This is a genomic window from Candidatus Dormiibacterota bacterium (genome assembly GCA_035532835.1).
Taxonomy (GTDB): Bacteria; Vulcanimicrobiota; Vulcanimicrobiia; order Vulcanimicrobiales; family Vulcanimicrobiaceae; genus DAHUXY01.
The window spans coordinates 94603-107187 of record DATKQG010000009.1 but is presented as its reverse complement, the minus strand read 5'-3'; the positions used below and the strand labels follow the sequence as shown (position 1 = coordinate 107187).

Genomic DNA, 12585 nt, shown 5'->3' with positions numbered 1-12585 from the left:
CGGTTTCTCAACTATTATCGCTCGGTGCTCTTGCCGTTCGGATTGGAGCACGGAACCTTCGTCGTGTTCGTTTGCGTCCTGCTGTTCGCGAATGCGATCTCCTTGGTTGCCGGAGCTGGGAAGGCCACGATGGTGGTCGATGGCGCGGTCCTCCTAGGATTGTTCGTTTGCTACGGTATCGCGCGCTTTTTGCGCCGCTCCAAGCGTTCCACAGGGTTCGCAACGCTCGGAACGCATCGCGGCATCACCATCGCGACGATCGTCATCCCGCTGGTCCTGGGCGTCTCGATGGTGGCGCTCGGTCCGGTGAATTTCGATTTCCTTCCCGCCGAACAGAACGGCGCAATCGACATGACGGTCACCTATCCGCCGGGGACGCCGATTGCGACGACCGACAAATACGTCGTGCAGCTCGAGGACGCGGTGATGAAGCTCGACGGCATCAAGTCTGTGAGCTCGACGGTCGGGCGCAAGCCTTCCGGGCACGGTAGCTCGATCGGCGGCAACTACGCCACCCTCAACGCGACGATGCAAGACAATCGGCGCGGCGATACCAACACGACGGCCGGGAAGATTCGCAAGCTTGCCTATCTGGTTCCGGGCGGCGTGCTCCAGGTCGCCGGCGACAGCGGCAACGGCTCCGCGATCTTCTACGCGCTTACCGGCCCCGAGAACGAAATTGGACCAGCCGCCGAAAAGGTCGCGCAGTTCTTGCGCGATACTCCCGGCTCGGTGAACGTGCAAACGTCGGCCGAGGTCGCGGCGCCGCGTTTGAACGTCGACGTGAATGCGGGCAAGGCCGAATTGCTCGGCGTCTCCCCGTCCGATGCGGCGAACGTCGCTCGTATTGCGGTCGACGGCGCGGTTGCCACCAAGGTGCGCACTCCCAACGGGCTCATCGACGTACGCGTTCAGTATCCGCGGGCCGATCGTAGCGAGGTCTCGCAGCTCGAGAACGTGCGAGTCCGGGCGGCCGACGGTACGCTGGTACCGCTTTCGGATGTCGCCACGTTCACGTGGACGCTCGCACCGACGAAAATCGAGCGTTTGAATCGGCAACGCGTCGTCAACGTGCTGGGCGACGTGCTGCCCGGATACTCGCTGGGCGCGGTCACGAGCCCGCTCGAGCGCAGGCTGCGGCAGCCCGGATTCTTACCGCAGGGAGTCGGCCTCACCGCGCAAGGCAATTCGAAATTCATGGAAGAGACGATGTCCAACATGCTTCTGGCGCTGGCACTCTCGTTCACGCTGGTCTACATGCTGATGGTCATCCTCTACGGCTCGTTCTTCGAGCCGTTGATCGTGATGTTCTCGGTCCCGCTCGCGATCATCGGGGCGTTGATCTTCCTGGCGCTGATGGGACGGCTACAGCCGCAGCAGGGCCAATCGTTGAACATCATCTCGATGCTCGGTATCGTCATGCTCTTCGGATTGGTTGCCAAGAACGGCATCCTGTTAGTCGATTACTCCAATACGCTCGTAAAACGCGGTATGCGCGTGCGCGACGCGGTCTTGCAAGCCGCCACGACGCGTTTTCGCCCGATCGTCATGACGACCGCGGCGATGATTTTCGGTATGCTTCCGCTTGCATTGGGATTCGCCGAAGGCGGCGAATGGAGGCAGGCGATCGGCACCGTGATCATCGGCGGTTTAATCAGCTCGCTCGTTTTAACGCTCTTCCTCGTGCCGATGATTTATAATAGTTGGATGGGGTCGTTCGAGCGACGCGCCGATCGGCGAGCTCTACGTGAGGAATTGGGACCGATTCCAGCCTCCACGGTGTAGATGCTTTTAGCCTGAGGTTTTGCTGGGTATAGACCAGCCGATGAAGAGCAAGATTGTACGCTTCCTGGGCGTGGCCACCGCAGCCGCGCTCCTCGCCCAGCCGGCGATCGCGCTGGCAAATCCGGTCACCGTCGTCGTGAACGGCTCGCAGATGCAGTTCGACCAGCCGCCGATCGAGCAGGCCGGCCGCGTATTCGTACCGCTCCGCGGCGTGTTCGAGCGGCTCGGTGCGACCGTGGTGTATTCGAACGGCCTGATCAATGCAACCGGAAACGGACGCTCGATCTCGCTGCATATCGGATCGACGCAGGCGACGGTGAACGGGCAAACGCAGTATCTCGACGTGGCACCGTTCGAAGTCGGAGCGAGAACGCTGGTTCCGTTGCGGTTCGTCGCGCAGGCGCTCGGCGCGGCCGTCAGCTGGGACCAAGCGAGTTCGACCGTCACCATCAATGGATCGGGCAACGGGTCCGGCGGAGCGGCTCCGGCGCAAAACAACCTGTCATTCGCGCTTACGGCGAAGCGTCCGACGGGCAACGTTCAAACGGCCTACCCGGCTATCCATGCCGCGTTTAGCGAACCGGTCAACCGCAATACCCTGCGCGTGGCGATCGACGGTCGCGACGTAACGGCGAACGTCTATGCGAATCCGAACGGGTTTGACGTGACGCCGCCCTTCGCGCTTTCAAGCGGCACGCACCACGTGCGCGTGACCGGAACGACGCAAGCCGGGGCAAGCTTTGCCACCGGTTGGGCATTCAACAGTGGCGCGGCAACTTCCCAAAACTACATTCGCGCGTTGCAGCCGCAGGCCGGCGGCGTCGTACCGTCGAGCTTCGCCCTAACCGGGCGGACCCTGCCGGGATCGCAGGTCCACATCGTGGCCACGGGTCAAGCCTCGGCCATGGGAGGCCTCCTCCAAGTTGGAACGGGCACGTTCCAGACCGATACGACGGCGGACGGTAACGGTGTCTTTCGCGCCAACATCTCGATCAATGCGGTCAACGGCGGGAGCGTCCGCGTGCTCATTCAATCGACCGCACCGGGTGGCGCCTCGATCGAGCGTTCCTTCAACTACAGCACGTAGCGCTTCCGGGCGCTTCGGGGGAACGCGTTGAGCGCTCCCGAAGCGCCGCTGCATGCAAGTCGATCTTTGGACCGATGTCGCGTGCCCGTGGTGCTACATCGGCGTTTCGCGTTTCGAGCGTGCGCTGGCGCAGGCGGGCGTGGACGTTGCGTTGCGCATCCATCCATACCAACTCGACCCCGAAGCCCCTATCCCGGGAGTCCCCGCGATCGACCGCTACCGGCGCAAATTCGGCGATGAAGCCGAGGCGATCGTCGAACGCGTCACCTCGACGGCGCGTGCCGACGGCCTCGATTTCGATCTCGAGCGGGCGATTACGGCAAATACCTTCGATGCGCATCGCGCGATCGCATACGCGCAGCGGCTCGGGAAGGGCTCCGAGCTCGAACGCTCGCTCTACCATGCGTACTTTGCCGAGGGGCTCGATGTGAGCGATCGCAACGTGTTGGCGGATCGCGCCGCAAGCATCGGCATCGATCGCGAGCAGATTGCTGCGTATCTCGACGGCGACGCCGGCGTCGACGACGTGCGGCGAGAACTCATGCAGGCGATCGAGATCGGTATTACCGGGGTACCGTCGTTTCTCTTTAACGGCGAGTTTATGGTGCCGGGCGCGGTCGACGAGCAGAGTTTCGTACGAATACTTCGGCAGATGCAGGCCATGCCGGGCGACCGGCCGTGAGCCGGCGGGCTTTGGTTACGGGCGCCGCGTCGGGCTTGGCCGCGGGTATCGCCCCGGAGCTTGTGGCTGCGGGATTCGAACTGGTTGCGATCACGTACCGAACGACGCCCCCGGACCAAACGCTGGCCGCGATTCGCGCGGCCGGGGCGGATGCGACGGCAACGCGCGTCGATTTTCTCGACGACGAGCGAACGATCGCCTCCACGCTCGACACCTTGGTGCGCGAGAGCGGCCCCTTCGACACGCTCGTCCATGCGGTAGGCCCGCTCGTCGTGCGGCCGTTCGAACGGACGACGATGGCGGAGTACCATGAAATGTTCGACGGCAACGTTCGCAGCGCGGTGTTGTGCGCGCACGCGCTCCTGCCTTCGATGCGCGAGCGCCGATTCGGGCGCGTCGTATTCTTCGGCATGAACGGCGCAAGCCAAACGGTTCCGTTCCGCGGCTTCTCGTTACATCAAGCCGCAAAGAGCGCGGTGGTAGCGTTCGCGCGCTCCTTGGCGCTCGAAGAAGCGGGCTACGGTATCACCGTCAACGTCATCGAGCCGGGCGACATTCGTCAAAAGAGCATCGATCGCGCTCGAGCGCGAGAATTGATTGCCGGCACCCCTCGCGGACGGCCGGGAAGCTACCAAGACGTCGCCGATACCGTGCGCTTCCTGGTCGACGCCGATCGCGATTTCATCACCGGTGCCGTGATCGGCGTTACCGGGGGGTTGAAGGGGGCCGCCGAGCGAAACGCGTCGGACCAATGAAATACCGCGATGAATCCGATGGGCACCGCTCCTTTGCGCTGCCGGGGGCCCGCTTGCAGTATGGGCCCGACAAGCTCGTAGACGTCCTCCACATCGATCTCTTTCTCGAACCGCGCTTGCCGGAACGCCGGCTCGATGGGATCTGCACGACGACGGTGCGCGCGCTCGACGAACCGGTCGGCGCGCTTACGCTCGATGCGATCGATCTCGAGATCGAATCGGTCCGGCGCGACGGAGCACCGTTGCAATTCGTGCGTCGAGACGGCTCGTTGCAGATCAGCTTCGAGCCCGCCATCGCTCCCGGTGAGGAAGCGGCCTTTGCGGTAACGTATCGCGCGAACGATCCGCGCCACGGATTGTTTTTTATCGCGCCGTCGGAAGCGTACCCGGAGAAGGTCGCACACGCGTGGACGCAGAGCCAGGATCAGAACGCGCGCTATTGGTTTCCGTGTTTGGATTACCCGCACGCCAAGCAGTCGACCTCGACGACGATCGTCGTCCCGAAAGGCACGTTTGCGCTGGGCAACGGCGCGCTCCTCGAGCGCAAGGATGCCGAGCGGACGACGACGTTTACCTACCGGCAGGACGTACCGCATAGCACGTACCTCATCACGCTGGTGGTTGGACCTTTCGTCGAGATCGAGCAGCGGGCGGCAGGCGAGCGGGCGGTCCCGGTGTGGTACTACGTGCTGCCGGGGCGCGAGGCCGATGGCGAACGTGCTTTCGGCAATACTCCGCGCATGATCGACGCGTTCGAAGAACGGATCGGCACGCCGTACCCGTTCGCGCGGTATTCGCAGATCGCCGTTGGCGATTTCATCTTCGGCGGCATGGAGAATACGTCGGCCACCACGCAGACCGATCGGACGCTCCACGACCAGACGGCACACTTGGATTTTTCGAGCGATCCGTTGGTTTCGCACGAGCTGGCCCATCAGTGGTTCGGCGATTTACTCACCTGTCGCGACTGGTCGCAGGCGTGGCTCAACGAAGGCTTCGCCACCTATTTCGAGTGCGTGTGGCGCGAAGCGGATCTGGGTTATGACGAATACCTGTACGACGTATTCGGATGCGTCGCGCGATACATCGACGAAGACGCCACGCGCTACCGGCGGCCGATCGTCTGCAATCGCTTCCGCGACCCGATCGAACTCTTTGACCGGCACCTCTATGAAAAAGGTGCCGCGGTCTTGCATATGCTCCGCGGGGAATTGGGCGACGCACGTTTTTGGCGTTCGATCCGGCACTACGTTAAACAGAACGCCGGCCGCAACGTCGAAACGATCGATTTCATCCGCGCGATCGAAGAGACCACCGGCCGCAACATGCGCGAGTTTTTCGACCGGTGGGTCTTTAGCTCCGGACATCCGGAGATCGAGATGCAGACGGCGTGGGATTCGAAGCGCAAGAGCCTCACGCTCACGATCGACCAAAAGCAACACATCGACGCGGAGCATCCGGCGTATACTTTCGATGTAGAAATCGGTATATGTGCGAGCGCTCCCGACCCCCTTACGAGCGACCGCGGCCACGCACCGCTGCCGGGAGAGCGACGGATACGCGTACGCGTCGAGCGCGCGCATGAAACCGTAACCGTTCCGCTGGAGAACGAACCGCAACTCGTGCGCTTCGATCCGGGGGCGTTCCTTTTGGGCAGCATCACCTACACCGGCGCGGCGGATAGCGCGGCGGCGTCGCTGCGCGGCGATCCGGATCCGATCGCGCGAATTCGCGCGGCGCGGGCCTTGGCCAAAGACGGTTCGCATGCCGCGCGTCAAGGATTGAGCGACGCCTTCGCCCGCGATCCGTTTTGGGGCGTACTCGCGGAAGCGGCGGCGGCGATCGGCGCAACCAAAAGCACCTGGGGGATGGAGTTGTTACTTGGAGCGTTGACGCACGCCCACCCCAAAGTGCGCGTTGCCGTGGCTGCGGCTCTGGGCGCGTATCGCGAACGGGCCGTCGCATCGGCATTGCTCGCTCCGGCGAGTTCGGATGCATCGTACTTCGTGCGGGCCGCCTCGCTGACGGCGCTTGGAAAGACGCGCGACGACCGTGCGTTTGCGATCCTCGAGCGCGCTTTGGCCGAACGAACGTGGAATGCGGTCGTCGAAGCCGGAGCGGCCCGCGGCCTCGCCGAGCTCGCCGATCCGCGCGCGACTTCGCCGTTGATCGATGCCTCCAAGCTCGGGAGAGATGAAGGTTTGCGCCGCGCCGCCGCATCGGCGATCGGACGTCATGCGTCGCTGGTTGAATCCGAGCGCACGGCGTGCGTCGACGCGTTGGCGCGCCTCATCGATGACGAGATGTTCTTGGTGCAACTAGCGGCTATCGGCGCCGCGGAGACGCTGGAGGACGCGCGCTTGTTACCGGCGCTCGATCGGCTCGCCGATAGCGCGTTCGACGGACGCGTCCGCCGAGACGCCACCGAAGCGGCCGCGCGCATTCGCGAAAGCAAAAAGGTCCCAGCTCAGGTGAGTTCGTTGCGAGACGAACTCGATACGGTACGTGAAGAACAACGCAAGATCCAGGATAAGATCGAAGCGCTCTCGCCGCGGTCGTAGGCGCCGCCTCATCGCTCTGCTCGGGCTCGTCGTCGCGATCGCGGCGTTCTTCGTGCTGCGCCGGACGCACCAACCCGCGAAGCCCGCAGCGCAACGGAGTCCCGTCGCGACGCCTGCGGCGATCGCGCGCGCAACGCCCACCCCCGCGTCTTGGACGGCGGGCGAACGAGCGCGTCTTCGCTCCCAATTGCACGCGGCGTTCGCCCCGGCGCTCGCCGGAGCCGATCGGTGGAGCCTCGCGGTCTTCGATGCCCGCGGCCATGCCATCTTCGAAGATCACGACACCACCGCGGCTACTCCCGCGTCGGTGCAGAAGCTGATCGTCGCGTCGGTAGCGCTCGATCTGCTGGGGCCATCGTACCACTTTCATACGATCGCCTCCGCGCTGGGCCCGATCGCATCGGACGGTACGTTGGCGGGCAATCTTTGGATCGCGGGCTCGGGAGACCCATCGCTGCGCAGTAACGATCTCGCCGCCGGGGTTGCCGCACTGCAACGCGCCGGCTTGCGACGGATCGGCGGCGATCTTGCCATCGATGCGAGCGCGCTGCATGGGCCGGAAATCAATCCTTACTGGGATAGCGCGGATGCCAACGAGGATTACGACGCGCCGACCAGCGCGATCTCGCTCGATGAAGATACCGCCGAATTTCGGGTTTACGGGCAGGCGCCCGGCCAAGCGGCGCGAGTGGTCGTCGTGCCCGCGAGCGGCGCCATCCATCTGCGTGGCGAGGTTGCTACGAGCAACTCCAGCGACGATGTGATCATCGCGGCCGATCTGGCGGCGAATCACTTTCGGCTCGACGGTACCATTCCGGCCGCGGTGGAAGAGAAATTCTGGCTTCCGGTGCATGGCATTCCGCGGTACGTCGGAGCGGTCGTGCAACGCATGTTGCTCGACCGCGGGATCGCGACCGCGAAACAACCGGTCGTGGAACGCGCGCCGCTGGAAAGCCAAGTGCTCTGGGACCACCGATCTGCGGATCTGCGAACGCTCGAACGACATATGCTCTATGTCTCCGATAATCACTACGCGGAGCAGTTGCTGCGCACGGTCGGATTGCAGGACGGGAGCGCGGGCGACGATCGCGGCGGCATCGCGACGGAGTGGCGGTTCCTCCGCCGGCACGCGATCCCGACCCCGGGGCTTCACGTCGTCGACGGAAGCGGGCTCGCTCGCGTCAATCGCGTCTCCGCACTGACCATCGCCTCGGTGCTTGCCTATGATGAATCCCGCGGGCCGTTGCACTCGTTGTACGATCTGCTACCGGAAGGGGGACGCGACGGGACCCTCACCGATTACGACTTCACCAGTGCCCTCGGCCGCGTCCGAGCCAAGACCGGCCATATCACGGGCGTATCGTCGTTGGCCGGCTACGTCAATACGCGCCACCACGGGCGCGTGATCTTCGCGTTCCTCATCAACGGGTCGCCGGGCGACCCGGATTCGGCGATCGTACGTGCCGTCGATCGCATCTCGACGTTTTAGAACGGTTAGGAAAGTTCCATGGAGCCGATGCTCGACCGCGATATCCTCGAACGCCTCATTTCACGAGCGCTGCGCTCCGGCGGCGCGTATGCGGACGTTTTCTGCGAACGGCGGCATACGGTCGCCTATCGGCTCCAAGACGGAAAACTCCACGACGGTTCGTATTCGATCACGCAAGGGGTCGGGATTCGCGTCATCGTCGGTGAGACGGCGGGCTACGCGTACTCCGACGATCTCTCGATCGAGGCGCTGTTGCGGGCGGCCGATGCCGCCTCGCTCGTCGCGCGTTCTTCGCCGAACGGAAGCGAACGGCGCATCGATCTCACCGGCGTCCAAGTACCGGCGATCTACGACCGCTCGCGCCGCGAGCACGCACCCTCGGAACGCTACGCGGACTTGCTCTCGCGAGCCGACATCGCCGCGCGCGCTTACGATCCGCGCATCGTGGCGGTGAACGCGCACGTTGTCGACGAGTTGCAAGACGTATGGATCGCCTCGAGCGATGGGCGGCTCGCAACCGATCATCGTCCCATGGTAACGTTGGGCATCCAGGCGATCGCCAGCGCGCATGAGGAGCGCGGCTCGGGGTACGCGGCCGACGGCGGTCGTACGTCGCTTGCGTATTTTGAAAGCGTCACGCCCGAAGAGCTTGCGTCGGAAGCCGCGCGCATCGCGGCGATCAACGTGGATGCGGTTCCGGCGCCGGCCGGAGAGATGGCGATGGTCGTCGGCGCGGGCGGCGGCGGCGTCTTGCTTCATGAAGCCGTCGGCCACGGGCTCGAGAGCGATTTTAACCGTCAAGGCACCTCACTCTACAGCGGCCGGGTCGGCGAACGCGTGGCGAGCGAATTGGTGACGATTTACGATGACGGGAATTTGCAAGACGAGCGCGGCAGCGTGAGCGTCGATGACGAAGGCATCGCGGGAGCGCACAAGGTGCTGGTTGAGGACGGGATCCTGCGCGGCTACATGCAGGATCGTCATAACGCGAAGCTGATGGGCGTCGCGCCGACCGGAAGCGGACGGCGACAATCGTTCCGTTTTCTTCCGCAGCCTCGCATGTGCAATACCTACATGCCCAACGGATCTTCCACGCTCGATGAGATCCTCGGATCGACGCAACGCGGGATCTACGCGAAATCGTTTGCCGGCGGACAGGTCGAGATCAGCAAGGGCGACTTTGTCTTTATGATCGCCGAAGGGTATTTGATCGAGAACGGCAAGTTGACGGCGCCGGTGAAGAACGCCACCATCGTCGGCAACGGTCCGGATGCGATGACCAAAGTCGTCGCCGTCGGGAACGACAGCCGGTTGGCGCGACGGCACTATACGTGCGGTAAGGGCGGCCAGTACGTCCCGGTCGGCGTCGGCATGCCGACCGTGAAGATCGCATCCATCACCGTGGGAGGGACCCAGCATGGATGAAGCGCAGGCGCTGGAACATGCGACGAGCGCCGTCGCATTGGCGATCTCGCTCGGCGCCGAGCAGGCCGAAGCGACCGTCTCGAGCGTTCGCCGGCTCCACGTCGAGGCGCGCGGCGAAAACGTGGCCAAGCTCGAGGGGTCGACGGGCAAGAGCCTTCACGTGCGCGTCTTCACCGGGTCGCGAAACGCGACGCTCGTGACGTCGGACTTCTCCCCGGAATCCATGCGCGCGGCGTTGCGGCGCGCGGTCGATCAGGCCGGCGTGATCGCGCCCGATCCGTTCTCCGGGCTTCCGGATGCGTGCGCGACCGATCTCCCCGATTTGGCGCTCTACGATGCGGCGATCGCGCAGCGCGAAGACGCCGCGAAGGTTGAGGATGCCCTGGCGCTCGAGCGGTGGATTCGCGAAGATCCACGCATACAAAACTCGAGCGGGTCGCACTACGGCGATGGGATATCGACCCTTGCGCTCGCTAATTCCGCCGGTTTTCAGGCCTCGTATCGATCGACGCGAGCGAGCCGGTCGAGCGGCCCGGTCGCTCAAGACGGCCCGCTCAAGCGTACCGCGCACTACGGCACCGGCGCGCGCTACCTCGCGGAGCTCGAGGACGTCGAACGGGTGGCCCGGGTCGCCGCGCGGCGCGCGACGGAGATGTTCGGGGCGCGCAAGCCGCCGACCATGCGGTTGCCGGTCATTTTCGAGCGGGACGTCGCCGCGGCCGTCCTGGACGATCTCTTCCAAGCGATCTCCGCCGCGAACGTAGCCACCGGAAATTCCTGGGCGGCCGACCGGGTCGGCGAGCGAATCGGCAGCGACCTAGTTACCATCGTGGACGATGGCCGCATGCCCGGAAAGCTCGGCAGCTCGCCCTTCGACGGTGAAGGAGTGGCCACGCGCCGCACGCCCGTCTTTGAGCGGGGGGTACTGCGGACGTTCCTGTTCGACTCCTACTACGCGCGCAAGCTCGGGGGGCAGACGACCGGGAACTCGACCGGCGGCGGCATCGGGGCAAACTCGTTCTATCTGGAGGCCGGGACGCGATCGCTGGACGAGCTCGTGGCCGGGACCGAGCGTGGAGTCCTGATTCTCGATACGATCGGCTTTGCAACCGAGCACGCTTCCGGAAACTACAGCCGAGGCGCACGCGGATTCTACATCGAGCGCGGTGAACTCGCATATCCAATCGACGAATTTACGATTGCCGGCCAATTCGACGCGATGCTTGCCGGAATCGACGCGGTCGCGAACGACCTGCGATTCGACGGATCGGTGGTCGCACCGTCCTTTCGTGTCGCGGAGATGACCGTCAGCGGAAGATAGTCGAGCGGAAACCTAGGGGGAATGATGCCGCAAGTTTCGATCAGTTTTACGCTCATCATGCGCGTCGAGATGCCGAACGAGAACGGTTCGTTCGGATTGCTCGCCAACGCGATCGGCGATGCCGGCGGTTTGATATCCGCGGTCGATATGCGATCGGTCACGCGTACGCGAGTCGTCCGTGACGTGACGGTCAGCGTGAGCTCCGACGGAATCGCGGCGCAGGTGCGGCGCGCGGTTGAAGGACTCGAGGGTTTTCGTATCATCTCGATCTCCGATTCGACCTTTCTCGCCCATCTTGGCGGCAAGATACGCATAGAGCCGAAGATTCCGGTCAAGACGCGCCAGGATCTTTCGATCGTCTATACCCCGGGCGTGGCGCGCGTTTCAATGGCCATTGCGGCCGATCCGGCCAAGGCGTTCGCATTAACGATCAAGCGGAATACCGTCGCCGTCGTCTCCGACGGCACGGCCGTACTCGGCTTGGGGAACATCGGCCCGCTGGGTGCGCTACCGGTGATGGAAGGCAAGGCAATGCTGTTCAAGCAGTTTGCCGGTATCGATGCATTCCCGATTTGCTTGGATACGACCGACGTTGATGAGATCGTCGAGACCGTGGTGCGCATAGCGCCGGTCTTCGGCGGCATCAATCTGGAAGATATCTCCGCACCGCGTTGCTTTGAAGTCGAGCAGAAGCTCATCGAGCGGCTCGACATCCCGGTGATGCACGACGATCAGCACGGCACCGCGGTAGTCATTCTCGCGGCCCTCATCAACGCCGCTCGCGTCGTCGGCAAGGAATTACGCGATCTCCAAGTGGTCGTCTCGGGTAGCGGGGCCGCGGGCACCGCAACGATTAAAATGCTCCTCGAGGCCGGCGTTCGCGACGTGATCCCGGTCGATCGAGCGGGGGCCCTTAATCGCGACGACCGGTACGACAACTCGCACTGGCGCTGGCTCGCCGAACATTGTAATCGGGAAAACCGCCACGGCAGCCTAGCCGACGTACTCCCCGGAGCCGATGTGTTCATCGGGGTTTCGGCCCCCGGCATTCTGCAGCCCGAGCATATCGCGACCATGGCTCGCGACCCGATCGTCTTCGCGATGGCCAACCCCACCCCCGAAATCATGCCCGATGCGGCGGCTCCGGTTGCCGCCGTCGTTGCGACGGGACGCTCGGATTTCCCCAATCAGGTCAACAATTTGCTCTCCTTCCCGGGGATCTTTCGCGGGGCGCTCGACGTGCGGGCCAGCCGGATTACCGAGCGGATGAAGCTCGCGGCGGCCTATGCGATCGCCTCGATGGTGACCGATGAGGAGCGCAGCGCCGAGTACATCATCCCCAGCGTTTTCGACCCGCGGGTCGTGGATATCGTGGCCAAAGCCGTCGCCGATACCGCGATCGATGAAGGCGTAGCCCGACGGTCGATGGTAATGAACGAAGAAGACGTTGAGGCGAACGTCTAGCACCTACGGAGGGGCG

Annotated in this window: 9 protein-coding genes; all 9 read left to right on the top strand. The window is 64.0% G+C overall.

Annotated elements, in window-relative coordinates; translation table 11 throughout:
* Positions 1-1785 (top strand): efflux RND transporter permease subunit (locus VMW12_01135; GenBank protein HUZ48322.1); only part of this gene is annotated, 1785 nt, incomplete at its 5' end.
* Between the two features lie 40 nt (positions 1786-1825).
* Complete coding sequence (locus tag VMW12_01130) at positions 1826-2872, top strand: copper amine oxidase N-terminal domain-containing protein (protein HUZ48321.1); 1047 nt, start codon at positions 1826-1828, stop codon at positions 2870-2872.
* 52 nt (positions 2873-2924) lie between these two features.
* The gene (locus VMW12_01125; protein ID HUZ48320.1) at positions 2925-3554 is read left to right on the top strand and encodes a DsbA family oxidoreductase; all 630 of its coding nucleotides are present in this window, start codon (positions 2925-2927) and stop codon (positions 3552-3554) included.
* The gene (locus tag VMW12_01120) at positions 3551-4309 is read left to right on the top strand and encodes an SDR family oxidoreductase (protein ID HUZ48319.1); all 759 of its coding nucleotides are present in this window, start codon (positions 3551-3553) and stop codon (positions 4307-4309) included. The genes VMW12_01125 and VMW12_01120 overlap by 4 nt, the downstream gene beginning before the upstream one ends.
* Positions 4306-6870 (top strand): M1 family aminopeptidase, encoded by a 2565-nt coding sequence (locus VMW12_01115; GenBank protein HUZ48318.1) that lies wholly within the window; start codon positions 4306-4308, stop codon positions 6868-6870. Before VMW12_01120 ends, VMW12_01115 begins: the two co-directional genes overlap by 4 nt.
* A 52-nt stretch (positions 6871-6922) precedes the next feature.
* Positions 6923-8359 carry a D-alanyl-D-alanine carboxypeptidase/D-alanyl-D-alanine-endopeptidase gene (gene dacB, locus VMW12_01110; GenBank protein HUZ48317.1) on the top strand — a complete coding sequence of 479 codons (1437 nt, stop codon included), beginning with the start codon at positions 6923-6925 and terminating at the stop codon, positions 8357-8359.
* A gap of 18 nt (positions 8360-8377) precedes the next feature.
* A complete protein-coding gene (locus VMW12_01105) occupies positions 8378-9784 on the top strand; it encodes a metallopeptidase TldD-related protein (GenBank protein HUZ48316.1) in 1407 nt (468 codons plus the stop codon).
* On the top strand, positions 9777-11105 hold the full coding sequence (locus VMW12_01100; protein ID HUZ48315.1) for a TldD/PmbA family protein: 1329 nt from the start codon (positions 9777-9779) through the stop codon (positions 11103-11105). The genes VMW12_01105 and VMW12_01100 overlap by 8 nt, the downstream gene beginning before the upstream one ends.
* Before the next feature lie 21 nt (positions 11106-11126).
* Complete coding sequence (locus VMW12_01095) at positions 11127-12569, top strand: NAD-dependent malic enzyme (GenBank protein ID HUZ48314.1); 1443 nt, start codon at positions 11127-11129, stop codon at positions 12567-12569.
* Positions 12570-12585: the final 16 nt, after the last annotated feature.